Origin of the sequence: Clostridium gasigenes (genome assembly GCF_017348895.1) — a bacterium.
In the GTDB taxonomy this organism is placed as follows: domain Bacteria; phylum Bacillota; class Clostridia; order Clostridiales; family Clostridiaceae; genus Clostridium; species Clostridium gasigenes.
Window position 1 is genome coordinate 2,428,047 of record NZ_CP071376.1, and the last position, 26,337, is coordinate 2,454,383.

Genomic DNA, 26,337 nt, shown 5'->3' on the forward strand with positions numbered 1-26,337 from the left:
AGTAAATAACTAAGGAGGAAGAGGATTTTGATTGGAGCAGAAAAGATAATTAAAAAGAAAAAGGAATACTTATTTCCATCATCTCAAGGGAATCATTTTTACAAAAATCCACCGCAAATAGTAAAGGGAGATATGCAGTATTTATATGATGATAAAGATAATAAGTACATAGATTTTTTTGCAGGAGTATCAGTAATGAACTGTGGTCATTGCAATAAAGAAATAGTAGAAGCCTCAATAAACCAAATGAGAACTCTTCAACATACAACAATACTTTATTTAACAGAGCCTATGGTTAATTTAGCAGAAAAATTAGCAACTGTGCTTCCAGGGGATTTAAGGCGTTCATTTTTTTGTTGTACAGGATCAGAGGCAAATGAAGGGGCTATGCTATTAGCTAGATTATATACAGGAAAAAATGAATTTATCGCATTAAACAACGGGCTACATGGAAGAACTTATTTAACAATGAGTGCTACTGCTATACCTATGTGGAGAGCAGACCAGGATTTATCACCATCAATACATTTTGCTAAAAATATAATAAATGAAAAACTTAATATAGATGAAGGCGCAAAAGAATCATTAAGTAGTATTGAAAAAATAATTAATAAAAGAGGCGCTGAAAATATAGCAGCATTAATAGTAGAACCAATACAAGGAAACGGAGGAATAATAACTCCACCACTTTGGTATTTTAAAGAATTAAAAAGTATCTTAGAAAAGAATAAAATATTATTAATAATTGATGAAGTACAAACTGGTTTTGCAAGAACAGGTAAAATGTTTGCTATAGAAAACTATGATGTGGTACCAGATATAATTACAGTGGCAAAGGCACTGGGAAATGGTATGCCAATATCAGCTTTTTGCACTAATGATGAAATAGCAAAAGCTTTCACAAAGCCATCTGCATCAACACTCGGTGGAAATCCAGTTTCATCAGCTACAGCAATAGCAGTTCTAGATTATATAGAAAAAAATCAGTTATGTAAAAAAGCTGAAGAATTAGGAATTCTTTTGAAAGCTAAGTTAGAAAATTTAAAAAACAAACATAACATAATAAAAGATGTAAGAGGCATAGGCTTAATGCTAGGTGCAGAACTAGTAAAAGAAAATGGAGAGCCTGCAAGCGAAGAAACTGACATAATATTAGAAAAATTAAAAGATAGAGGATTAATAGTAGGTAAAAATGGATTAGGTAGAAATGTATTAGCTTTCCAACCACCATTAGTAATAACAGAAGAAGATATAGAAACTTTAATAAGTAACTTAGATGAAGTTTTAGATGAAGTAAAATAAATAGTTTTAAAAAGTAAAGTAGGGCAAAATAGGATATCACAGTAATTGTGGTATCCTATTTTGTAGTATGGATTTTTTGAAATGACGGAGGTCTTCCTAACTAAAGAAGATACATAAAGTTATTTACACCCGCCACTTATTTTTGAAATTAGTTCTTCTACAAGTTCATCTATAACATAATTCAAATTTTCAATGTCATTAAAGGTAATGTTTTCGATATGTATTCCACAGCAAACAACTACAGTACTATTAATTTTACTACATATTTTCTTTGCTACATTTTGTACTATTATATCTTCTTTATGCCCTGTAATTGTTAGCACTGATACTGAAGAACTTATTTTATTGCTGCCATCAAGACTAAGCCTTGGAATACCAAGTGCAACAGCACCTATATGAGAAATTTCACCACCATATATACTTATATTCCAATCAGTACCCATGTTTATAGCTGAACAATTTATATTATGATTTCTAAATATTCTCGTTAATTGAAACACGTATATCCTCCTTTGGGGATTTTTTATAATTATAATATATATGATATAAAAAATATATATTAAAGATAGTATAAATATATATTGAAGGTAGTAATTTGTTGAAATAGAAATGGAAATGTAGTAATATGAGAGAGTTGACCAAATATAAAAGAGTCAACATTAGGAGGTTTTTTATGTCTTTTAAGGACTTACAAACATTTATTAAGGAACTAGAAAATAAAGGGGAGTTAAAAAGAGTAACGGTAGAGGTAGATGCAGACCTTGAAATTACTGAAATTACAGATAGAGTTTCAAAGGGCTACGGACCTGCATTATTATTTGAAAATGTTAAGGGCTCTAAGTATCCAGTTTTAATTAATGCTATGGGTACTTATGAAAGAATGGCAATGGCATTAGGTGTTGAAAAAATAAATGATATAGGAAACGATATAGAAGAGTTTATAGATATGGCTAACTATATGGGGATAATGAATAAGATTAAATCAATACCTAGATTAAGCAGAATGGCAGCAGTTCTACCTATTAAACTGCCAATAAAGGGAGCTTGTCAACAAGTTATAAATCATGAACCTGATTTAACAGAATTACCTATACTAAAGTGTTGGCCAGAAGATGGTGGAAAGTTTATAACACTACCACTTGTTATAACTAAAGATCCAGAGACTGGAATACAAAATATGGGTATGTATAGAATGCAAGTTTACGATAAAAATACTACAGGTATGCATTGGCATTGGCATAAAGATGGAAGAGAAATATATGAGCAATATAAAAAAATAGGTGGAAAAATGCCTATATCAGTAGTGCTTGGATGTGACCCAGCAATTACATATGCAGCAACAGCACCATTACCTAAAATGGTAGATGAAATGATGTTTGCAGGTTTCCTTAGAAAAATGCCAATAAATATGGTTAAATCTATAACTAATGAAATTTATGTTCCAGCAGATGCAGAATTTGTAATTGAAGGATACGTAGATGTAAATGAAGAGCTTAAAAGAGAAGGACCATTTGGTGATCATACTGGATATTACTCATTAGCAGATGATTATCCAGTATTTCATGTAACATGTATAACTCATAAAAAGAAACCTGTATACCCAACTACAATAGTAGGTAAGCCACCAATGGAAGATTGTTATATGGGAAAGGCTACAGAAAGAATATTCCTACCACTATTAAAGATGATGAATCCTGAAATAGTAGATATAAACTTCCCACTAGAAGGGGTATTTCACAGTTGTGTAATAGTATCAATTAAAAAGAGTTTTCCAGGACACGCAAGAAAAATAATGAATGCATTATGGGGAATGGGACAAATGATGTATACAAAAATGATTATTATAGTAGATGAAGATATAGATCCTCAAGATGTATCTACAGTAGCTTGGAAGGTATTTAATAATATTGATGCAAAGAGAGATGTAGTAATTTCAGAAGGTCCATTAGATGCATTAGACCATGCAGCTGCCACAGCTTTTTATGGTAGTAGAATGGGAATAGATGCTACAAAGAAATTGCCAAGTGAAGGGCACACTAGAGAATGGCCAAAAGATATAGAAATGTCAGATGAAATAAAGGAACAGGTAGATAAAAGGTGGTCAGAATATGGAATTAAGTAAAATGAAAAATAGGATTACAGACTATGGAACACTAGTTATGTTTTCACATACTATTTTTTCATTATCATTTGCTTTGATTTCAATGTTAATTGCAGGAAATGGAGAATTAGATTTTAGAACAATATTTTGGATAATAGTAGCTTTCTTAGGGGCAAGGACAGGAGCTAATGCTTTAAATAGAGTAATAGATGCAGAAATAGATGCGAAAAATCCTAGAACAGCTACTAGGCAAATTCCTAAAGGTTTAATGAAGAAAAAAGAAGTGTTGATTTTTGTAGTAATATGTTTTGGAGTTATGGTTTTTGGTGCTTGGCAACTTAATACAATTTGTTTAATACTTTCACCAATAGCATTATTCTTAATGACAATTTATTCTTATACAAAAAGATTTACATGGACATGTCATATAATACTTGGTATAACTTCAGCAGCAGCACCAGTTGGAGCATGGCTTGCAGTTACTGGTGAAATAACATGGCTTCCATTAGTTATGGGGGCAGCTAATACTTTATGGGTAGCTGGCTTTGATATTATTTATGGTGCTCAAGATTATAAATTTGATACGGAAAATGGAATTTGCTCAATACCATCAAAGTTTGGTGTTAAAAATGCTCTATTAATATCAAGTGCATTTCATGTGATTGCATTAGGAGCCTTAGTTATTGTAGGATTATTAACTAATCAACTTGGCATTATATATTACATAGGGTTATTTATAATTGGAATATTATTTATAGTGCAACATGGAATGGTAAGCTCGGATAATTTAAAGAATGTTAAAGTAGCATCATATAATGTTAATCAAGTTATAAGTATTGTATTTTTAGTCTTTGGATTAGTAGACTGTTTAATATAAGTGCTATTCAAAAAGAAAGTAAGATGTGGGTCTGTTTTAAACTATATACCCAGTATTAATTTATTACTTTTTAAGGTTGATGAAAGGAGAAAACTATGAAAAAAATAGTAGTTGGAATTACAGGAGCAAGTGGAAGTATATATGCTAAAAGATTAATTGAAGTGTTAATTAACTTGGGTATTCAAACTAATGTAGTAGCTACAGAAAAAGGAAAACAAGTATTTAAATATGAACTTTCTATGGATTTAGATACATGGATTGGAGAGCTAAGTTTACAACATAAAAATATAAAACTTGAAGATAATGATAATTTGTTTTCAGGAGTAGCTAGTGGATCTAATAAATATGATGCTGTAATAATACTGCCTTGTTCTATGGGAACATTAGCCCAGATAAGTCATGGCTTATCTCAAAATCTATTATGTAGAGCTGCAGATGTTGCAATGAAAGAAGGAAGAAAATTAGTAATAGTTCCAAGGGAAACTCCACTTAGCACTATACATTTAGAAAATATGCATAGATTATCAAGTATGGGAGTTGCAATTATTCCTGCAATGCCAGGTTTTTATCATCATCCAAAATCAATAGATGAATTGGTGGATTTTTTAGTTGGTAAGATATTAGATTATCTTAATATAAATAATGAATTATTCAAAAAATGGGAGGATACAACAGATGAAAATTAAAAAAATTATAGCAGCTACTATGGTGTTAGCTATGGCAACAACAATGGTGGCATGTGGAAATAAAAAAGAAGAGACAGCTGAAAAGGGGGCCAAAACTACTTTAAGAGTAGGGGTAATGGGGTCTATTGATGCAGTGCCTTTAGTAATAGCTAAAGAAAATGGATATTTTGAGGAACTAGGAATAGACCTTGATCTTCAAATATTTAAGGCTGCGAAAGATAGAGATGCAGCATTGCAAGCAGAACAATTAGATGGAGTATTATGTGATGAAGTTGCTATTTCAATTTATCAAAATTCAGGAATTGATATGAAAATAACGGGTACAACTAATGGATCATGGACTTTAGTAGCTGGAAAAGATTCAGGAATTAACTCTATAGATGATTTAGTAGGTAAAAAAGTTGGAATATCAGAACGTACAATGATTGACTATTTAGCTGATAATATAGCTAATGAAAATGGTATAGATGCAAGTTCAATAGAAAAGGTAGCAGTACCAGCTATGCCAGCAAGATTAGAGGCTCTTAAAAATAATCAAATAGATGCGGCAATTTTACCAGCACCATTTAATGATACCGCAATTGCAGATGGTGGACGCGAAATAACTAAGATATATAACAAAGATATAATGATATCTACAACTGCATTTCTGCAAGAAATTATAACTAAGAACCCAAAAGATATAAAGAATTTTTATAAGGCTTATGATAAAGCAATTGACTATATAAATAATAATGATATAAGTAAATATGAAGATATAATAATATCTACTGTTGGATATTCAGAAGATATGAGAGGTAATATTGAATTGCCAGAATTTAAAAATAATTATCTGCCATCAGAAGAAAAAGTTCAAACAGTATTAGATTGGTCAAAGGCTAAAGGAATAATAACTAAAGAACTTAAAGCTAAAGATGTAATAAGGGATATAGCAATTAATTAGTTTTGGAGGAAAATTTATGATGCAAATAAAAGATGTATCTGTTTTCTATGAATCAAAAAAAGAAAAAGTTGAAGCTTTAAGACATATAAGTTTTAAAGCAGAAAATGATGATATATGTGCAATAATAGGTCCTTCGGGTTGTGGGAAAACTACACTATTAAATGTACTATCAGGAATAATAAAAAACTATGAGGGGAAAGTTCTTCTAAATGAAGAAGAACTTAACCCTCATATTCATAAAATAGGGTTTATTCCTCAAAACTTTGGACTTTTACCTTGGAAAACAGTAAAGAAAAATTGCCTTTTGCCTTTTAAAATAAGAGGTGAAATAGTTAAAAAAGAAACAGTTGAAAAAATGGATTTAATGATGAAAAGATTAAATATAAATGAATTTCAAAATAGGTTTCCTAGTGAATTAAGTGGTGGTCAAAAGCAAAGAGTTTCAATTGTAAGAACTTTTTTAATGAAACCAGACCTGTTATTAATGGATGAAGCATTTTCTGCTTTAGATGCTATTATAAGAGAAGAGGCACAGGAACTATTTTTAGAAATATGGAATGAAAATAAAATGACTACATTTTTTGTAACTCATAGTATTGATGAAGCTTTGTACATGGGGAAAAAAATAATAGTAATGTCTAATACACCAGGAGAAATCGTAGAAGTAATAGACAATAATTTATTTAATAATAAAAATTATAAAATAGATAAAGATTACTCAAAGTTATTTTCACATATAAAAAACCTGATAAAGAGGGGATGGAATAAGTGAGAGAAATAAAAAAGATAGGTACATTTGTAAAGGGATTTATAATATTAAATGTTATTTGGTATATTTTCAGCATAGTTATGAATTCGAGAATTGTACCAAAACCACAGGATATATATAGGTACATGCCCACGCTATTTAAAAATGGATTTTATATACATATAACTGCAAGTTTGTATCGAGTAGTGATAGGTTTGTTGATATCTCTTGTGATTGGTATAATTATAGGATTATTAATGGGATACTCTAAAAAAGTAAATAAACTATTAAATCCATTAATATATTTTACATATCCAATTCCAAAAACAGCATTATTACCAATTGTGATGACAATTTATGGGTTAGGGGATGGGTCAAAGATAACATTAATAGTTTTAATAACCGTATTCCAGATAATAGTATCAGTAAGAGATTCGGTATCAAATATAATAAACGAAAATTATAACCCTTTAATTAGCTTAGGAGCAAGCAAGCTTCAGCTATTTTATCATGTAACTATTCCTGCAATATTACCAGAAATATTAACTAATATTAGATTATCTATAGGGACATCTTTTTCAATACTTTTCTTTGTAGAGGCCTATGGAACAAATAAAGGTTTAGGATATTTTATACAAGATGCTTGGTCAAGAATTAATTATATAGAAATGTATTCCGGAATAGTAATGTTAAGTTTTCTAGGTTTGATATTATTTATATTAATAGACTTTATTGAGGACATAGTATGTAAATGGAAAATGTGAAATTAAACATTGGGGAAAAATATAAAAGTTATTGACTTAGATTTTAGTTAGAACTATAATAGTTACAACGGGAGTGAGAAAAATGAAAATAAGCAGTAGATTTTCTGTAGCAGTTCATATTTTATCTATACTATCTATGGAAGATAGCAAATTATGTACTTCTGAATGGATAGCAGGAAGTGTAAATACTAATCCAGTTGTTATAAGAAGAGTAATGGGAATGTTAAAGAGAGCAGGTCTAGTTAATGTTATAGCAGGAGTTGGTGGGGCATATTTATTAAAGGATTTAGACCAAATAAAATTGCTGGATATATATAGGGCTGTAGATGTTGTGGAAGAAGGAGAATTATTTCAATTTCATGAATCGCCAAATATAAATTGTCCAATAGGTGCAAACATTCAAGCTGTTCTTGAAGTTGTACTATTAAGTGCACAAGAGGCTATGGAACAAGTATTAGGAAATGTAACAATGGAATATGTAGTTACAGGTATAAGAAAAAAAATTGAGAATTAAAGTCAATTTTTTTATCAGTGATGTAACCAATTAAGTTACAACGATAAGCAGTTAAATAATTACTATAATTGAAAAGTCTAAATATATTAGTCATTGTAAAAAACAAGAATACTGACTAGTTATTTATTTGATAATATCTTAAAAAAATGTTTAAAATATAATTAAGAGGAGAGGTTTAAATTGATTAAAAAGCAACCAGTTTTATTTATAGCTCATGGAAGTCCGATGAATGCAATAATAGAGAATTCCTATAGTAAAAGTCTTAATAAATTAGGGGAAGAACTAGATAAGCCTAAGGCTATTATGATTATATCAGCTCATTGGTATATAAATAATACTTTTTTAACAAAGCAAGATTCACCTAAAGAAATATATGATTTTTATGGATTTCCAGAAGAATTATATAAGGTGAAATATTCAACTAGTGGAGCTAAACCTTATATAAACTTAGCATTTGAAGAACTTAAAAATTACGATGTAAAGTTAACTGACACATGGGGACTAGACCATGGTGGGTGGAGTGTGTTAAAGCATATTTTTCCTAAAGCAGATATACCTGTATTTGAATTAAGTTTAAATGCATTAGAAAAGGAAGAATATCATTATAATTTAGGAAAAAAATTATCTAAGCTTAGAGAACAGGGAATACTAATTTTAGCAAGTGGGAATATAGTTCATAACCTAGGGAAAATTAAATATAATGAAGAGGATAAACCTTACAAATGGGCTTTAGATTTTGATAATTTTGTACGGGACGCTATTATTAATGATGAACATGATAAGTTAATTAATTATAAAGATTTTGGGCAAGATGCTTTAGAATCTGTTCCAACAAACGAACATTTTTTACCCTTATTATATGTTTTAGCATTAAAGGAAGATGAAGATAAAGTTGAATTTATATTTGATGAAATACATCATGGATCTTTGTCTATGAGATCTATAAAAATAGGATAAGTAATATAAAAAAAATTCTTTTGAAAACATTAACATTATCTATTGACAATGTTGTACGTACAGGATAATATATAAACATAGCAAACGTGTACGTACAAGATTTGCAACGGGATGGAGGTAAATAAAAATGGGAAAATATATAAAAGAATCAAAAGAACTTTTAAAGCACATAGGTGGTAAAGAAAATATATCTGCTGTTTCTCATTGTGCAACTCGTATGAGATTTGTACTAAATGACCAGTCCTTAGCAAGTAAAGAAGAGATAGAAAAGTTGAAAATTGTAAAAGGTACTTTTACTCAAGCGGGACAGTTCCAAGTTATTGTAGGAAATGAAGTGGCAGAATTTTATAACGATTTTATAGAAGTTGCAGGGGTAGATGGTGTAAGTAAAGATGTTGCTAAAGATGCAGCAAAGACAAATATGAGCCTTCTGCAAAGAATAATGGCTAATTTAGCAGAAATATTTTCACCACTTATACCAGCAATAATAGTTGGGGGATTAATTCTAGGGTTTAGAAATATTATTGGAGACATTAAATTTTTTGAGGATGGAACAAAATCACTAATTGAAATATCTCAGTTTTGGGCAGGTACACATAGCTTTTTATGGTTAATAGGAGAAGCTATATTTCATTTCCTACCAGTAGGAATAACCTGGTCAATAACTAAGAAAATGGGGACAACTCAAATTCTTGGTATAGTACTAGGACTTACTTTAGTATCACCACAACTTTTAAATGCTTATGCAGTAGCAGGCGGACAAGCGCCTCCAGTGTGGGATTTTGGATTTGCGCAAGTTCAAATGATAGGGTATCAAGCTCAAGTTATACCAGCAATATTAGCAGGATTTGTATTAGTATATCTTGAAAGATTAGCAAGAAAAATATCACCAGCTTCGATTTCAATGATAATAGTACCATTTTGTGCACTAATACCAACAGTACTTATAGCACATATAGTTTTAGGACCAGTAGGTTGGGCTATAGGATCATGGATTTCAACAGTAGTATATGCAGGATTAACTTCAAGCTTTGGATGGTTATTTGCAGGAATATTTGGATTTGGTTATGCTCCATTAGTAATCACAGGATTACATCACATGACAAATGCCATAGATCTTCAATTAATGGCAGAAGTAGGTGGAACATCATTATGGCCAATGATTGCTTTATCAAATATTGCACAAGGATCAGCTGTGTTAGCTATGATATATTTACATAGGAAAAATGAAGAGGAAAAACAAGTATCAATACCAGCTTGCATTTCAGCTTACCTAGGGGTAACAGAACCAGCTTTATTTGGTATAAACTTAAAATATGGCTTTCCGTTCATAGCAGGAATGATAGGCTCATCAGTAGCAGGAATAATATCAGTTTCTAGTAATGTAATGGCAAACTCAATAGGAATTGGTGGAATTCCAGGAATATTATCAATTCAACCAAAGAGTATGGGAATGTTTGCAGTAGCAATGGTTGTAGCAATTATAGTACCATTTGTATTAACAATTATAATTGGAAAAAAGAAACTTAAAGTATAAGGAGTAAGGTGGGGGTGAATGCCCCTTCTTTTACTGTTAAGGAGTTAAATAGTATGAAAGATTTTAAAAAAAGCGTTGTATATCAAATATATCCTAAATCATTTAAAGATTCAAATGGAGATGGAATTGGAGATTTAAACGGAGTAATAGATAAACTAGATTATTTAAAGGAATTAGGGGTAGATTATATATGGTTAACACCTTTCTATATTTCACCGCAAAAAGATAATGGATATGATGTAGAGGATTATTATAATATAGATCCTAGCTTTGGGACAATGAATGATTTTGATAGGCTTGTAGAGGAAGCTAGAAATAGGGATATTTATGTTATGCTAGATATGGTTTTTAATCATACATCTACAAAGCATAAATGGTTTAAAGAAGCTTTAAAGGGAAATGAAAAATATAAAAACTTTTATATTTTTAAAGATGGAAAAGAAGAAAAAGAACCAACTAACTGGGTATCAAAATTTGGCGGTTCTGCTTGGGAGTATGTAGAAGATTTTGATCAATATTATCTTCATTTATTTGACGTTACTCAAGGGGATTTAAATTGGGAAAATGAAGAAGTTAGAAAAGAAATATATAATATAGTTAATTTTTGGATTGAAAAAGGCGTAAAAGGATTTAGATTAGATGTTATAAATTTAATATCCAAGCCATTAGTATTTGAAGATGATAGTAGTGGAGATGGAAGAAAATTTTATACAGACGGACCTAAAATACATAAATATTTAAAAGAACTTAATGAAAAAACCTTTGGAAACCAAAAAGATATAGTAACAGTTGGTGAAATGTCCTCAACTACAGTAGATAATTGCATTAAATATTCAAATCCAAAAGAAAATGAATTATCAATGGTGTTCAATTTTCATCATTTGAAAGTAGATTATGAAAATGGAGATAAATGGACGAAAGTGGATTTTGATTTTAAAATGCTTAAAAGTATTTTTAAGGAATGGCAAGAAGGTATGGAATATGGTAATGGATGGAGTGCTACATTTTGGTGTAATCATGATCAACCTAGAGCAATATCTAGGTTTGGAGATGATAAAAAATATCATAAAGAAAGTGCGAAAATGTTAGCAACAACAATCCATATGATGAGAGGAACACCTTATATATATCAAGGCGAAGAATTCGGAATGTCAAATCCATACTTTGATAAAATAGAGCAATATAGAGATATAGAATCAATAAATTATTATAATATATTAATGGCGCAAGGAGTAAGAGAAGAAGAAATACTAGAAATTTTAAGAGCTAAATCAAGAGATAATTCAAGAACTCCAATGCAATGGAATAATGAGTTAGAAGCTGGTTTCACCAAAGGAACACCTTGGATACCTGTTGGGAAGCATTATAAAGATATAAATGCAAAAAAGGCTATTAAAGATAAAGATTCGGTATTCTATTACTATAAAAAACTTATATCATTAAGAAAAGAATATGATGTTATTGCATATGGAAATTTTGAAATGATATTAGAAGAAGATAAGAATATTTTAGGATTTACAAGAAGTTATAAAAACACTTCTATTGTAGTTTTAAATAATTTTTATAATGAAGATGTAGAAGTATCTTTGCCAAAAAATATATTTGAAAAAAGTAAGAAGGTATCTATATTAATATCAAACTATAATAAAAAAGTGGTAGAAAAAGAGAATTTATTACTTAGAGCTTATGAATCTATAGTTTACTATATTGAAAATTAGTAGCTAAATATGTTAAAATATTTATGGTGATAGAATGGATAGTAAATATTTAAGCATATACAATAATATTTTAAGTAAAATAGAAAATGGGATATATCAAGTAAATGATAAATTACCTTCAGAAAATATATTAATGAAGGAATATAGTGTATCTAGAGATACTATAAGAAAATCATTAAATATATTAGAACAAAATGGATATATACAAAAAACAAAAGGTAAGGGTTCATTTGTATTAGATATAAATAAGTTTAATTTTCCAGTATCAGGTGTTGTAAGTTTTAAAGAGATAACAGATAAGCTTGGGAAATGTTCAGAAACTATAGTAGAGCTTTTAGACTGTATAATTCCTAGAAAATCTATATCAAATAAATTAGAACTTGCTCCAGAGGATAAGGTTTGGGAAATAATTAGAACAAGAGCAATAGACGGTGAAAAGGTAATTTTAGATAAAGATTATGTTGTAGAAAAATTTGTGGAAAACTTGTCAGAAGATATATGCAAAAAATCATTATATGAGTATGTAGAGAATGATTTAGGGTTAAAAATAGCTTATGCAAAAAAAGAGATAACTGTTCAGATGACAACAGAAGAAGATAAAAAATATTTAGATATGAGAAGCTTTGAAATGATAGTAGTAGTTAAAAGTTATACATATTTAGATGATACAAGCCTTTTTCAATATACAGAATCAAGACATAGACCCGATAAGTTTGTTTTTGTAGATTTTGCAAGAAGACATTAAGATAATAGCCAATGTTAAATATATAACTGAAAATCATCTAGGAGAAGCAAAGCCGAATTAATTTTAGTAGGTTTTGACAGAGTCTTTCACCGTTAAAAGAAAGGCATATTGTTAGATATGTATCTAAGAGATATAAAATAACTTGTTTGTTATAGGTTTATTTTATAGAATTAGGGTGGTAACGCGGTTAATCCCGTCCCTTGTTTATAGAAAGGGGCGGGTTTTTTTGTGTATTTAAAAGGTTCAATTGTAAAATTATTAAAGCGTTTTTGCACTATTATAGTAATAATACAAATATGGAATTTTATATAATAAGATAAAAAAACAAGCAAAATAAGAAAAATATGTTGTTTATGTAGACAATTGGGCTTATAATGACAAAGAAGATTGTAGGTGTTATATGAGTAGAAAATTATTTGAAAAAATAATTAAAGAACTAGCATTGGTTAGCGGATATACAAAAGATCAAGAAGAACAAGTAGAGTATACTATAAGGGTTCTATTTTTCGAAATAATAAAAATTATTTTGTTATTATTTATATTTAAAATAATTGGATATTTTAATGAAGGATTAACATTATTAACATGCATGGCTTTAACAAAACCTTTTATTGGTGGATACCATGAGAAAACACAAATCAAATGTTTTATAGCAACTTTACTGCTAGCTAGTATGATAATTATTTTATCGATAAGAAGTAAGCTAGACTTTTTTAGTATAATAGTATTAGATATGATTAGTATTTTTATAGTGTATAATAGAGCGCCTATATTAAATGATGATATGCCAATAACTAAATTAGAATTAATCAATAAAAATAGAAGAATAGGAATTACAATGACTATTTTAGCCAGTGTAATATCTTTAATTGTGTTTGGAATAGCAGAATATTCTGAGATAATAGTGTGGACAATCTTCATTAATGCTAGTTTAATGTTTAATAAAAAATAAATTTATTAATTAAAAAGGGCGGTGAATAATATGAATTTCAAAAAATATATTGGAGCAATGTTACTAATGTTATCAGGTAGAATGATAAAGGTAGGGGCAGCATCTATGTTAGCTCTTGGAACTGAAGATATGCCTGATTCTATTAAAAATTTAAGATAGTATATAAATAGTCAGGGGGAGGAACTTTGATAATAAATGTTGTAGATTTGATAAATACTATAATACAAGCAGTTTTTTTATCATATATTCCATTTTACTTTATAGAAAAAGGGGAAAAAGAAAGTTATAAAAAATTTATTATAGTTAGCATAATTTTATTTTTCACGATAGTGGCAGGTACGGTTCTTTGGGGGAATACAACTATAGGATCACTAATAATGTATATTATGACTATCATAATTATTGGAGTTTTTTATAAAAAAGATTATAAAAAAGCAATAATAGCCAATGGTTTAGGTTATTTTTGTATCCAAATTAATATTCTTATATGCGGAAGTATATATTTTGGGCATATAAAAGATATAATACCTATTGAGTATTTAGATCTTTCAATAATAATATTTCTTTATTGTCCACAAGTTGTTATGCAATATTTAATCCTCAAGTACATAGATAAAATGAATATTATTTATAAGGATATAGTTATAAGAAAATACTCATTATCTATAGTACTAATAATTATTTTTTCAATACAATATATGGTATCATATATTTGGATAGTGAATGATAAATTTACGGAGAATGCATTATCTAAAGATATTATAATGATTGTGGCAATAGCTTTTCTTTTTGTTGTAGCTACGTATTTTTCAAATTTGCAGAAAAGAATTAATGAAATTTCAAAGATTAATAAAGAATTAGATTTAAAGATAACTGAGCTAAAAAAGGTGAAGCATGATTATGGGGCTCAAATTTCATATTTATATGGAGTGCATCTAATGGGAAATCATGAAAGATTAGGCGAGCTATTGAAGGATATTATTAAGGGGAATAACAGTATATCCAATGCCGTGGAACTAACAAATAGTTCAGATTCGATTATTTCAATAGCTATGAGACAAGCGGTTTCTAAAGGCATAAATGTGGTCATAGATGAAAAAGTTGATTTGGATGAAATTATAATGTCAGAATTAGAATTACAAAGAGTGATTTTAAATATAGTAGGTAATTCCATTACAGCCATGGATGGAAAAGGCCTCATTACAGCTAAGACTTATAAGTGTATAAATAGTATAGTAATAAAGATACAGAATAATGGACCAAGAATTAAAGAAAATACAATAGATAAGATTTTCAATTTAGGCTTTTCAACTAAAAAACATGGTGAGCATGGTTTTGGGTTAGCCATAGTAAAAGAGATTGTTGAAAAATATAAGGGAACTATAAAAGTAATAAGTACAGATGATTTTACAGAATTTAAAATAATATTACCAATTAAAAGAAACGAACCATTAACAAGCTGAGTTCTATACTTGGCTTGTTTTTAGTTGATTAATTTTGAATTTGATGTTTTATGTAAATGATAACTTTAAAAGATTATTATTACATAATAGACAAAAAATATATTTCAATATATTGACAGGAAACAAATGTTGATATATTATATTAATAACATATAAATCCAAATAAATTCTATGAAGAGAAAAAGTAAGTAATATTTTTGTTCCACAGAGAGTTGGTATTTTGCTGTAAGCCAATGTTCAATATATAACTGAAAATCATCTCGGAGAAGCAAAGCCGAAATTAATTTTAGTAGGTTTTGACGGAGTCTTTCACCGTTAAAAGAAAAGCGTATTGTTAGATATGTATCTAAGAGCTATAAAATAACTTATTTATTATAGGTTTATTTTATAGAATTAGGGTGGTAACGCGGTTAATCCCGTCCCTTGTTTATAACAAGGGGCGGGTTTTTTTGTGTATTTAAAAGGGGGAATTTTATTAGTATTGAAAGTGATATATTAATTATTAGTAAGAAAAATAAAAAAGTTAGGGATAAATGTATAGTGATTAGTTATTTTGAAAAAGATGACTGACAATTAAAAAAGGGGGCAATTTAAAATGAATAAATTATCAAAGAAGGATTTAGTATTTATAAGCTTAATGCTTTTCTCATTATTTTTTGGGGCTGGAAACTTAATATTTCCACCATTTTTAGGACAAACAGCAGGGAATCAATCTTGGATTGCAATGCTAGGATTTTTTATAACAGCAGTAGGATTTCCTGTTTTAGGGGTAATAGCAGTAGCAAAATCAGGTGGGTTAAATAATTTAGCAAAAAGAGTTAATCCAATATTTGCAGCAATATTTACAGTTCTTATATATTTATCAATAGGACCCTGCTTAGGTATTCCAAGAGCTGGAAGTTTACCTTTTGAAATGGCGGTATCACCATATCTGCCACAAGGTGTATCAAAAACATTAGCATTGTTTTTATTTACATTAGTATTTTTCTTAGTGGCATATTGGCTTTCTTTATCACCAGCTAAGCTAGTTGATCGTATGGGTAAGGTTTTAACACCTATATTATTAATATTAATTTCACTTGTTTTCATAGCAGGTGTATTTAAACCATTAGGTGGTTATGGACAACCAACAGGGGACTATATGGCCTCACCATTTGTTAAAGGATTCTTAGAAGGCTATTTAACAATGGATACAATAGCAGCTTTAAATTTTGGGATAGTTATTGCCTGGGCAATAAAATCTAAAGGTGTTAAGGATGAAAAAGTAATGGTTTCAGCATCTATAAAGGCGGGCGTAATAGCAGGAATATTATTAGTTATTATTTATTCAATGCTAGCTCATTTAGGTGCTACTAGTGGTGGTAGATTTGGAGCAACAGAAAATGGGGCACAAACATTAACAAATGTTATAACTTATATATTTGGTAAACCAGGAGCTTTGCTACTAGCGGTTATATTTACTTTAGCTTGTTTAACAACTTGTGTTGGTCTTATAACTTCATGTAGTCAATATTTTATGACATTAACTAGTAAAATATCATATAAGAATTGGGTCAGAATACTATCTCTTTCAAGTATGATACTTGCAAATATGGGGCTGACAAAAATACTCGCAATATCAGTACCTGTATTAAATGCAATTTATCCAATATCAATAATGCTTATAGTACTTGCAATGTTAGATAATTTTTTAAAAGGGAATTCGACAGTTTATAGTTTAACAATATTATTTACAGGTGTAGTAAGTATAGTTGATGCATTAGGACAAGTAGGGATAAAGTTAGGATTTGTAATGAATTTATGCAGTAAATTACCACTTTATTCACAGGGGTTAGGATGGATAGTTCCGGCAGTTGTAGGATTAATATTAGGCGTAATAATTAAAGTTGTTAAAGAAAAATTTGCAAATAATAAATTAGTAGAAAGTACAGATATTTATGCTGAAATTAGATAAGGCATATTTAAAAAAATAACAGACCAATATTTCTGATAATTACTAGTTGTATATTAAATGCAATTATAAATAAGCTACGTTGCTATCAATTTATTTAGCGACGTAGCTTATAAAAATTGATTGTATGGCAAATTTAGGATAACATATAGTGGTATAGATTTAAAGCTTGTTAGGGAGTGAGAGATTTGCGAAAGATTTTAATTATTGAAGATACTGAGAAAATCAGAAATGAACTTAAAGAATTATTAATTAGATATGGTTATGAAGTCGAAGCACCAAGTGATTTGGATAATATTGTTGATCATGTAAATAAAGAAAAACCACATTTAATATTATTAGATATAAATTTACCTGTTTATGATGGGTATTATATATGTAGAGAAATTAGAAAGACATGTGATGTTCCTATAATAATAGTTACAAGTAGGGACAGTGAAATGGACGAGCTTATGAGTATGAATTTAGGTGCAGATGATTTTGTTACTAAGCCTTACAATATTCAAATTTTATTAGCACGTATAGCATCAATAATTAAGAGAACCTATAAAAACAATATTTCAGATGTTTTGATTTATAAAGAGTTAACTTTAAATTTATCAAGGGGAACTATTTCAGTGGATAATTCTGAGTTTGAAATAACTAAAAATGAACATAAAATTCTTAATTGTTTAATGAAGAATAAAGGTAATATAGTAACTCGAGATGAGTTAATGGAATATCTATGGACTTCAGAATTATTTATAGATGATAATACACTAACTGTAAATGTAAATAGGTTAAGAAAAACCCTACAAAATACAGGGATGAAAGATGCAATAGAAACTAGAAGGGGAATAGGGTATATAATGCCATGAATTTTATAAGTTACATAAAAAATAAGATTATACTTTTAGGTATTAATTTAATGATATTTCTTTTCTTTAGTTTTTTATTTTATATTTACAAGGTGGATTTAGCCTTTATTATTTTAATATTTATAATATGGTTATTACCAATAGTAAGCTATTTAGTAATTGATTATTATAATAGAAAACAATATTATAAAATTGTTTTATCTTCAGTAGACAACTTAGATAAAAAAACATTGATTGGAGAGGTTATAGAAGAATCTTCATTTGTGGATGGGCAAATTTTATATACTGTTATAAAAGAGATAAGTAAATATATGAATGATGAAATAAGTAAAGAAAGATTTTCAAAGCAAGAATATAGAGAGTATATTGAAACCTGGGTTCACGAAATCAAAATACCAATATCATCTAGCAAACTTGTAATAGAAAATAATAAGCATAAGGCTACCTTGAGTATTTTAGAAGAATTGAATAAAGTTGAAGGATTAATAGATCAGGCTCTTTATTATGCTAGAAGTAATGATGTTGAGAAGGATTATATTATTAAAGAATTCTATTTAAAATCATGTATAAATACTGTTATAAAAAAGAACTCTAAATATTTTATACAAAATAAGATTAAGTTAGAAATGGATGAAATTAAAGAAACTGTATTTAGTGATGTTAAATGGGTGGAGTTTATATTAAATCAAATAATTAATAATTCTATAAAATATTCCAAGATAAAAGATTCAGTAATAAAAATATATACTATAAAAAATGAACATAGTGTTATTCTTTATATTGAGGATAACGGCATAGGCATCGAAGAAAAGGATATAAGAAAAGTATTTACTAAGGGTTTTACGGGGGCGTCGGGAAGAGTTTATGAGAAATCTACAGGTATAGGTTTATATCTATGTAAAAAGCTTTGCAAAAAAATAGGATTAACTATTAATATAAGTTCTCAAATAAACAAAGGAACAAAAGTAGAGATTGTCTTTCCAAAAAGTAAAATGATGATTTTAGAGTCGTAAAATTTACGGCTCTATTATTTTACCATATCTTAAAAAAATCTAATGTGACAATAATGTAAGTTCATTGTAAGGAAATCTTATTACTGAAAATGGTAATTTGCTTTAAAATAATAAATGTAGCTACTACTTAAAGATTTATGTGTAAAGTAGGTAGCTAAATGAAAAAGACTAGAAAATATATAAGAAAGATAAGTAAACTGAAAAAATCACAATAATAAAGAATTATGATTTATTTGAAGAACTTAATAAGGGGAGGAAATTTAAATGGCAACTATATTAAAAGTAGAGAAAATTGAAAAATATTATGGAAATAAGGGGAATGTAACTAAGGCAGTAAATAATATTTCATTTGAAGTTGAAGAGGGGGAGTTAATAGGAATAATGGGACCTTCCGGTAGTGGGAAAACTACTTTGCTTAATTGTATTGCAACAATAGATACTGTTACTAGTGGTCATATATTTATAGGTGGAGAAGATATAACAAGTTTAAAATCAAAGGATATAGAAAAGTTTAGACGTGAAAAATTAGGTTTTATATTTCAAGATTTTAATTTATTAGATACTTTAACTGCTTACGAAAATATAGCTTTAGCATTAACTATTTTAAGAGAAAAGCCTAGTGTTATAGATAAAAAAGTTAAAGAAGTAGCAAAGAAACTTGAAATTTTAGATACTTTGAATAAATTTCCTTATCAGTTATCCGGTGGGCAAAAACAAAGAGTGGCATGTTCAAGAGCAATAGTTACAAACCCAACACTAATACTGGCAGATGAACCAACAGGATCACTAGATTCTAAATCAGCTAGAATGTTGCTTGAAGCTTTAGATAATTTAAACAAGACACTTAATGCAACTATTGCAATAATAACACATGATGCTTTTACAGCTAGTTATTGTAAAAGAATATTATTTATTAAGGATGGAAAAGTTTTTAATGAATTAATAAGAGGAAATGATAGTCGAAAAGAGTTCTTTAATAAAATAATTGAAGTTGTAACATTACTTGGAGGTGACTCAGAAAATGTACTTTAATTTATCAATAAGAAATGTTAAAAGAAGCTTTAAGGATTATTTAATATATTTTTTAACTATAACATTTGGAGTATGTATATTCTATACCTTTAATTCAATAGAATCTCAACAAGCTATGCTCGAGTTATCAGAAGTGCAAATGAGTATAATGAAAATGCTAACAAATATGATTTCAGGGGTATCAGTATTTATTTCATTTATTTTAGGATTTTTAATAATATATGCAAATAGATTCTTAATAAGAAAAAGAAAAAAAGAACTAGGTATATATGTATCCCTTGGTATGGGAAAAGGTAAAATATCTTCATTATTAGTATTTGAGACAATATTAATAGGTTTAATTTCTTTAGTTACAGGGTTGGTACTTGGGGTGATTTTATCACAAGGGCTATCAGCATTAACAGCAAAGTTATTTTTAGTAGATTTAAATAAATATAAATTTGTATTTTCAAGTTCAGCTATGATTAAAACAATAATATATTTTGGAATTATGTTCTTGTTAGTTATGATATTTAATTCATTTACAATATCTAAATATAAATTAGTAGATTTATTAAATGCATCAAAGAAAAGTGAGGATTTAAAAGGTAAAAATATTTATGTTTCAGTATTTTTATTTATTTTATCACTTACTTCTTTAGGAATAGCTTATTATCTTATTATACAAAATAGATTAGCGGTTATTGATAAATGGTTTTGGTTCTCTATAGCATTGGGTATTATTGGTACATTCTTATTCTTTAGATCATTAGCAGGATTTGCTTTGAAACTTATTCAATCTAATAAAAAATTATATTTAAAAAACTTAAATATGTTTACCCTAAGACAAATAAATAGTAAAGTTAACACAACATTTATATCAATGTCCTTTATATGTTTAATGTTATTTTTAGCTATTTGCATACTTTCATCAGGGCTTTCAATTAAGAATGGTTCAGATAAAGATATAAAGTTTTTAACACCATATGATGCTACATTTAAGGTTGATTTACTGAAAAAACCAGAAGGGGGGAAAGTAGATACTGTAATAAAGGAAATGGCAGGCATTGATATAAAATCATATTCTGATAAGTATAGTGAGTTAGATGTATATAATTCAGATGTTATGTTTAAAGAAATAATTAAAGATACAACAGATCCATCAGTAAAAAGTAAACTTTCAACTCTAATTGATTTTAATGTTCAGGTAATAAAAGTTTCAGAGTTTAATAAAGCAATGAAACTACAAAATGAAAATGAAGTTACATTAAAAAAGGATGATGTGTTGTTTTTAAATAACTTTAATGTTGTTGAATCTTCACTAAATGAATTCTTAAAAAATAATAGTAGTATAAATATAAATGGAGGAAATTATAATTTAAACTCTAAAAAAATTATTTGTAAAAATATAGAAACAACAATGATGGCAGGGAATTTTTTAACATTTATATTACCAGATGAAAAAGTAGAAGGGTTAACACCTGTAAAAAGGATTCTTAATCTAAATTATAAAGATGATAAAAAGGTGCAGGAATTATTATTACAAAAAGAGATGACTCGAGTAATGAATGAAAATAATAGTGAGGATAAGTTTAAAGTTATAGATGGAAATACTAGGCAAGAAGTTATTGAAGGTATGAGGGGATTATCAACAACTATAGTATACCTTGGAATATATTTAGGTATAATATTTCTAATTACAAGTGGAGCAGTTCTAGCAATACAACAATTGTCAGAAGCGGCAGATAATAAATGTAGGTATGAGGCATTAAAGAAAATAGGTGTTGATAGAAAAATGAGAAATAAATCAATATTTGTTCAAATACTAATTTACTTTATGATGCCACTATCATTAGCAATAGTTCATTCAATAGTAGGAATGTATGTAGCAAATGAAGTTGTAGTAATATTTGGAGGAGCAAATAGTTTTAATGCATCCTTAATTACGGGAGGGGTAATATGTATTATATATGGAGCATATTTCCTAGCGACTTATAATGGATGTAAAAATGCTATAAAATAGTTGGGAGAGAGGTGCCTATAATAATGGGAGAATGAAAACTTAATCTTATTATAGGCACCTCTTTTAATTTATTTTTATTGATCAGTAACTTAATTATATTGACCAATATTTTGGTCGGGCTATAACATTGGGTAGTTTTGTATGGGAATCGCCCTTGGCTACATTAATTTGAGATTGAGTAAGAAAAATACTATTTGATAGATTAGCTCCACTAAGATCAGCGTCTCTCAAATCAGCTCCAATAAAATCAACACCACTTAAATCAACATTTCTAAGATTCGATGCTATAAGGCATGCTCCTCTCAAATCGGCACCTATAAGATTAGTTTTTCTCAAGTCTTTTCCAAAATAAGATTTCATTTTTGAATTGACTTTTTTTTCTCTACAAGCTTTAGTTCGAACCAGCTCACTAGTATTTTTAAGAAATATATTGGCCTTATTTCGATAAGCCACAACATCTAATTCTAAAAGAGAATCAATGTTAAGAAGAGTAAGATGTTCAATATCATCTATTAATGAAACTATTTCCTCTTTTATGCTATAATCTGTTTGTAGGCCAAGTGCTTGGTTAATATACCATAGCATTTCATGGAGCTGTCTCATAATCAAGAATGCATCAAACATTCTATTGGCTGATTCTGGTTTTTGTCTCCAGTCATTGCCACCACATGTAACTTGAGCTACCTTTTGACCTGCACCAAAACAATCATAAGCGGTGCATCCTTTAAGACCTTTACTCCTAAGAGTTTTATGAACCGAGCAAGTAAAATTCGATTGTAAGTTTATGCAAGCCTTACCAGCATCTTTATTTATGGGGAAGCCCTCTGAAGCTGAAAAGTACAATGCTATACAGCATAATCCAAAGCATTTTTCACAATCAACTTTCAACTCTTTATTATATTTATCTTCATGTGTATATACCATATTCATTTACCTCATATTAAAAAATTATAAATAACTTTTACTTCAAAAGTATATATTTTGTATTTCAACAACTGTATAATACTTAGGTAGTTAATTATTACTATTATATATAAATTATAACATGTTTTTTTAATATCGCACTATTTAATTTTCAAAGAACCCTTTTATTCACATTCTCTACAAATTTAGAATTATTAACTAAAACTGAGTTGTTTTTAGGTTTTAACCTGTGAATACTTAGCAGGGAGATTGAATATATAATATATTATTATTTAACTTAAGGAGGATTATATGAAACAATATGAGTATAGAGTAGAACAAATACAAATTGAATTAAAAGGTATTTTTAAAGCTGGTAAAAGTAACTATAATAAAGAAATTGAGCATAAGCTAAACTTACTTGGTGAGGAAGGGTGGGAACTATCAGGAGTAGATGGAACTTGGTTTTATTTCAAGAGAGAAGTTAACACCTATCAAAATAAATAGATATAAAAGAAGTTCTTATGATAAGTATAGAATAAAAATTCAATCATTATCATAAGAACTTCTTTTAATTTGGGTTTGTTTTTATACGGTGTTGAAATTTCATAGACAATTCGAATTATACTAATACTATTTACTAGTTATTTATTTTACAATACCTTAAGGCATATAATCTAAAATTTAAAAATCGCGTTCAAGAATACTAACTTTATCAGGATCTTCAAAATCACTTATAGAAGTTATATCAAGTTTTTCTAAAAGCTCATCAAGAATTTCACTGTGAAGTGGAACTTTTATAGGGGAGTCATAAGCAAATTCATCTACAGCTATTTTTCCTTGTTCTTTAGGAATCATAGTTTTAGGTCCACCAACACATCCGCCAACGCAACCCATACCTTCAATAAAGTTTGCATCAAGTGTGCCGTTTAAGGCTCTTTCAAGAACTTCTTTACATTCTTTAACACCAGAAGCTTTAACTGGTCTTAAGTGTTCAAATTTAGTTGGGTAAAGTTCTTCTATAGTTTCAGAAACTGCAATGGAAACACCTCCACTGCGGGCATAAAGCCTTCCACCACGAGAAGCGTATTCGATAGAAGGAATTCCTTTTAAGTCGTTAGGCTTAATATCTAATGATCTAAAAATAGAATCAACTTCCTGGAAAGTTAAAACAAAATCTATAGCACCGACTATATCTTTATCTTTTGCCTCTGCTTTTTTAGCAATACATGGTCCGATAAAGACTACTTTAGCATCTTTATTAAGCTTTTTAATAACTCTACCAGCTGCAATCATAGGTGATACAGATGGGGATAAATCTGGAATAAGATCTTTGTAAACTTTTTTAAGCATTCCAACCCACATAGGGCAACAACAAGAAGTTATCATCAAATCAGTTGGTCCATTTACATGTTTATTAAATTCAACAGCTTCTTTTATAGTTAACATATCAGCAGCGAAAGCTACTTCTATCATGTCATTAAAACCAATTTTAATAAAGGCTGCTCTTAGCTGATCCATAGTAACATCAGATCCAAATTGACCACTGATAGAAGGTGCCACAGCTGCAATAACTGTTTCGTTATTTTTTATTAAATCTATTATAGGAACAAATTCTATTTTGTCTAAAAACTTTCCAGATTTACATGCATCTACGCATAATCCACAATCAACACAACGTTCAGCATCTATATAAGTAGATTTACTTTCTTTATCGTAGCCTATTGCATCAAAAGGACAAGCTGCTTGACATTTGAATTTATTATTATCATCTCTAGTACACTCACAATCACACTCTTTAAGTTTTTCAACTATCTTTTTGTTAACAGAATAATTTGTTATTGCTTTCTTTAAGTTATACATATAATTATTATCATATTCTAGATTAGAACCACATAAAGATGAAATAATAGTAAAGGTTTCTTGGGGAGATTTTTCATGATTTCCCATAACACGAGTAAGAGTTTCATCAAAATTACCATCATAATATGATTTAACTAAAAGATTAAACATATCAGCATATTTATTATTCATACAATTACCTCCAACGAATAAGGCATATTCAAAAAAACAACAGAGTAATATGCCTAAAATAAAAATCTATATACTTAGTATATATAGATTTCAAAAAAAAATACTTAAATTCAAATAATAAAGATTTTATAGTTTAAGGTTATGATACTTTGTTATAATAATGTATAAAAGTATTAGAAAATAATAAATTAAATCTATTTTATTATGACTTAAGGAGTAGAAATGGAACATATAGATGCAAAAACAATTATTTCTCAATATATAGAGAATAATCATTGGTTTGGGATTAATTATAATATGAATATTTATAAAGGTTGTTGCCATGGATGTATTTATTGCGATTCGAGAAGTAGTTGTTATGGAATAGAAGATTTTGATAGAGTTAGGGCTAAAGATAATGCAGTTGAAATAATTAGAAAAGAGTTAAGAGGAAAAAGAAAAAAAGGGGTAGTAGGAACTGGAGCTATGAGTGATCCATATAATCCTTTTGAAAAAAGAGAAAGATTAACAAGAGGAGCTCTTAAGCAAATAAACAATTTTAATTTTGGAGTTGCAATTGCTACTAAAAGTTCACTAATTACAAGAGACATCGACATATTAAAGAAAATTAAAGAACATTCACCAGTTTTAATAAAGATGACAATTACTACACTAGATGATGAATTATGTAGTAAGATAGAACCTAATGTGAGCCTTTCATCTGACCGGTTTAGTGCTATAAAAAAACTTAGTGATAACGGCATATATACAGGGGTATTACTTATGCCAATATTACCTTTTATAAATGATGATGAAGAAAATATAATAGGAATAGTTAAGAAGGCATATGAATGTGGTGCAAAATTTATTTTTGCATACGGAATGGGTGTAACATTAAGAGAAAATCAAAGGCAATATTATTATGAAAAATTAATAGAGTTATTTCCTGAGGAAAAATTAGCTAAAAAATATATTGAGATATATGAGAATAGATATGAATATCAATCTATTAATTCAAAGACGTTGTGGCAGTGCTTTAAGCGTGAATGTGAAAAATATAATATGTTATATAAAATGGAAGATATTATATTAAGTTATAAGGATATAAATAATAAAAAAGAGCAAATTAGTTGGTTTTAATTATCACAAAAGGAATTAAAAGTATGATATAATTATACATAAAATGTATAATGTATCTGAAAATAGATTAGCAGAATGAATAATTATTTTTGAAGATCATTAATAAAAATATATGGAGG

25 protein-coding genes and 1 other annotated feature are annotated in these 26,337 nt (G+C 28.5%); of the genes, 22 read left to right on the forward strand and 3 right to left on the reverse strand.

From position 1 onward, the window contains the following. The first annotated feature begins 27 nt into the window (after nucleotides 1-27). Entirely contained in the window at nucleotides 28-1,302 is a 1,275-nt protein-coding gene (locus J1C67_RS11305) for an aspartate aminotransferase family protein (RefSeq protein WP_167866412.1), read from the forward strand. A gap of 119 nt (nucleotides 1,303-1,421) precedes the next feature. On the opposite strand, the gene lpdD is transcribed toward J1C67_RS11305, so the two are convergent. Further along, the gene (gene lpdD, locus J1C67_RS11310) at nucleotides 1,422-1,802 is read right to left on the reverse strand and encodes a prenylated flavin chaperone LpdD (RefSeq protein WP_167866413.1); all 381 of its coding nucleotides are present in this window, start codon (nucleotides 1,800-1,802) and stop codon (nucleotides 1,422-1,424) included. 173 nt (nucleotides 1,803-1,975) lie between these two features. Here lpdD and J1C67_RS11315 point away from each other — a divergent pair, with 173 nt between their 5' ends. The 19 genes from J1C67_RS11315 to J1C67_RS11400 all read left to right on the forward strand — a co-directional run bounded on the left by J1C67_RS11315 (nucleotide 1,976) and on the right by J1C67_RS11400 (nucleotide 22,162). Further along, nucleotides 1,976-3,424, forward strand: coding sequence for a menaquinone biosynthesis decarboxylase (locus J1C67_RS11315; RefSeq protein WP_167866414.1), 1,449 nt, complete (start codon nucleotides 1,976-1,978; stop codon nucleotides 3,422-3,424). Next, on the forward strand, nucleotides 3,411-4,280 hold the full coding sequence (locus tag J1C67_RS11320) for a UbiA-like polyprenyltransferase (protein WP_167866415.1): 870 nt from the start codon (nucleotides 3,411-3,413) through the stop codon (nucleotides 4,278-4,280). Before J1C67_RS11315 ends, J1C67_RS11320 begins: the two co-directional genes overlap by 14 nt. A 95-nt stretch (nucleotides 4,281-4,375) precedes the next feature. Further along, nucleotides 4,376-4,966 carry a UbiX family flavin prenyltransferase gene (locus J1C67_RS11325; protein ID WP_167866416.1) on the forward strand — a complete coding sequence of 197 codons (591 nt, stop codon included), beginning with the start codon at nucleotides 4,376-4,378 and terminating at the stop codon, nucleotides 4,964-4,966. After that, nucleotides 4,956-5,909, forward strand: coding sequence for an ABC transporter substrate-binding protein (locus J1C67_RS11330; RefSeq protein WP_167866417.1), 954 nt, complete (start codon nucleotides 4,956-4,958; stop codon nucleotides 5,907-5,909). The genes J1C67_RS11325 and J1C67_RS11330 overlap by 11 nt, the downstream gene beginning before the upstream one ends. 16 nt (nucleotides 5,910-5,925) lie before the next feature. Further along, complete coding sequence (locus J1C67_RS11335) at nucleotides 5,926-6,681, forward strand: ABC transporter ATP-binding protein (RefSeq protein WP_167866418.1); 756 nt, start codon at nucleotides 5,926-5,928, stop codon at nucleotides 6,679-6,681. After that, the gene (locus J1C67_RS11340; RefSeq protein ID WP_167866419.1) at nucleotides 6,678-7,421 is read left to right on the forward strand and encodes an ABC transporter permease; all 744 of its coding nucleotides are present in this window, start codon (nucleotides 6,678-6,680) and stop codon (nucleotides 7,419-7,421) included. Before J1C67_RS11335 ends, J1C67_RS11340 begins: the two co-directional genes overlap by 4 nt. Nucleotides 7,422-7,503: 82 nt before the next feature. After that, a complete protein-coding gene (locus J1C67_RS11345; RefSeq protein ID WP_167866420.1) occupies nucleotides 7,504-7,935 on the forward strand; it encodes an Rrf2 family transcriptional regulator in 432 nt (143 codons plus the stop codon). Between the two features lie 180 nt (nucleotides 7,936-8,115). Further along, nucleotides 8,116-8,892, forward strand: a complete 777-nt coding sequence (ygiD, locus tag J1C67_RS11350) for a 4,5-DOPA-extradiol-dioxygenase (protein ID WP_167866421.1) — start codon at nucleotides 8,116-8,118, stop codon at nucleotides 8,890-8,892. Between the two features lie 127 nt (nucleotides 8,893-9,019). After that, nucleotides 9,020-10,429 (forward strand): PTS system trehalose-specific EIIBC component, encoded by a 1,410-nt coding sequence (treP, locus tag J1C67_RS11355; protein WP_167866422.1) that lies wholly within the window; start codon nucleotides 9,020-9,022, stop codon nucleotides 10,427-10,429. 53 nt (nucleotides 10,430-10,482) lie between these two features. Then, nucleotides 10,483-12,147, forward strand: coding sequence for an alpha,alpha-phosphotrehalase (treC, locus tag J1C67_RS11360; RefSeq protein ID WP_167866423.1), 1,665 nt, complete (start codon nucleotides 10,483-10,485; stop codon nucleotides 12,145-12,147). Nucleotides 12,148-12,181: 34 nt separating this feature from the next. Further along, complete coding sequence (treR, locus tag J1C67_RS11365; RefSeq protein ID WP_089964741.1) at nucleotides 12,182-12,892, forward strand: trehalose operon repressor; 711 nt, start codon at nucleotides 12,182-12,184, stop codon at nucleotides 12,890-12,892. A 400-nt stretch (nucleotides 12,893-13,292) separates the two neighbouring features. Further along, complete coding sequence (locus J1C67_RS11370; protein WP_167866424.1) at nucleotides 13,293-13,844, forward strand: accessory gene regulator B family protein; 552 nt, start codon at nucleotides 13,293-13,295, stop codon at nucleotides 13,842-13,844. Between the two features lie 30 nt (nucleotides 13,845-13,874). Then, nucleotides 13,875-14,003 carry a hypothetical protein gene (locus J1C67_RS19700; protein ID WP_279286178.1) on the forward strand — a complete coding sequence of 43 codons (129 nt, stop codon included), beginning with the start codon at nucleotides 13,875-13,877 and terminating at the stop codon, nucleotides 14,001-14,003. Between the two features lie 26 nt (nucleotides 14,004-14,029). Then, on the forward strand, nucleotides 14,030-15,307 hold the full coding sequence (locus tag J1C67_RS11375; RefSeq protein WP_167866425.1) for a sensor histidine kinase: 1,278 nt from the start codon (nucleotides 14,030-14,032) through the stop codon (nucleotides 15,305-15,307). Nucleotides 15,308-15,469: 162 nt separating this feature from the next. After that, nucleotides 15,470-15,734: a binding site (T-box leader), on the forward strand. A 168-nt stretch (nucleotides 15,735-15,902) separates the two neighbouring features. Beyond that, entirely contained in the window at nucleotides 15,903-17,261 is a 1,359-nt protein-coding gene (brnQ, locus tag J1C67_RS11380; protein WP_167866426.1) for a branched-chain amino acid transport system II carrier protein, read from the forward strand. A 185-nt stretch (nucleotides 17,262-17,446) separates the two neighbouring features. Further along, complete coding sequence (locus J1C67_RS11385; protein WP_167866427.1) at nucleotides 17,447-18,115, forward strand: response regulator transcription factor; 669 nt, start codon at nucleotides 17,447-17,449, stop codon at nucleotides 18,113-18,115. Between the two features lie 92 nt (nucleotides 18,116-18,207). Then, nucleotides 18,208-19,128, forward strand: a complete 921-nt coding sequence (locus J1C67_RS11390; protein ID WP_244980244.1) for a sensor histidine kinase — start codon at nucleotides 18,208-18,210, stop codon at nucleotides 19,126-19,128. Between the two features lie 264 nt (nucleotides 19,129-19,392). After that, on the forward strand, nucleotides 19,393-20,160 hold the full coding sequence (locus J1C67_RS11395; protein ID WP_167866429.1) for an ABC transporter ATP-binding protein: 768 nt from the start codon (nucleotides 19,393-19,395) through the stop codon (nucleotides 20,158-20,160). Further along, complete coding sequence (locus tag J1C67_RS11400; protein WP_167866430.1) at nucleotides 20,150-22,162, forward strand: ABC transporter permease; 2,013 nt, start codon at nucleotides 20,150-20,152, stop codon at nucleotides 22,160-22,162. The genes J1C67_RS11395 and J1C67_RS11400 overlap by 11 nt, the downstream gene beginning before the upstream one ends. 93 nt (nucleotides 22,163-22,255) lie before the next feature. Here J1C67_RS11400 and J1C67_RS11405 read toward each other — a convergent pair whose 3' ends face one another. Then, a complete protein-coding gene (locus J1C67_RS11405; protein ID WP_167866431.1) occupies nucleotides 22,256-23,086 on the reverse strand; it encodes a pentapeptide repeat-containing protein in 831 nt (276 codons plus the stop codon). Between the two features lie 291 nt (nucleotides 23,087-23,377). Between J1C67_RS11405 and J1C67_RS11410 the strand changes: the two genes are divergently transcribed. Continuing rightward, entirely contained in the window at nucleotides 23,378-23,572 is a 195-nt protein-coding gene (locus tag J1C67_RS11410; RefSeq protein ID WP_167866432.1) for a hypothetical protein, read from the forward strand. A 177-nt stretch (nucleotides 23,573-23,749) separates the two neighbouring features. On the opposite strand, the gene J1C67_RS11415 is transcribed toward J1C67_RS11410, so the two are convergent. Next, on the reverse strand, nucleotides 23,750-25,099 hold the full coding sequence (locus J1C67_RS11415) for a [Fe-Fe] hydrogenase large subunit C-terminal domain-containing protein (RefSeq protein ID WP_167866433.1): 1,350 nt from the start codon (nucleotides 25,097-25,099) through the stop codon (nucleotides 23,750-23,752). A gap of 222 nt (nucleotides 25,100-25,321) precedes the next feature. Here J1C67_RS11415 and J1C67_RS11420 point away from each other — a divergent pair, with 222 nt between their 5' ends. Next, complete coding sequence (locus J1C67_RS11420) at nucleotides 25,322-26,218, forward strand: SPL family radical SAM protein (RefSeq protein ID WP_167866434.1); 897 nt, start codon at nucleotides 25,322-25,324, stop codon at nucleotides 26,216-26,218. The last annotated feature ends 119 nt before the right edge of the window (nucleotides 26,219-26,337 follow it).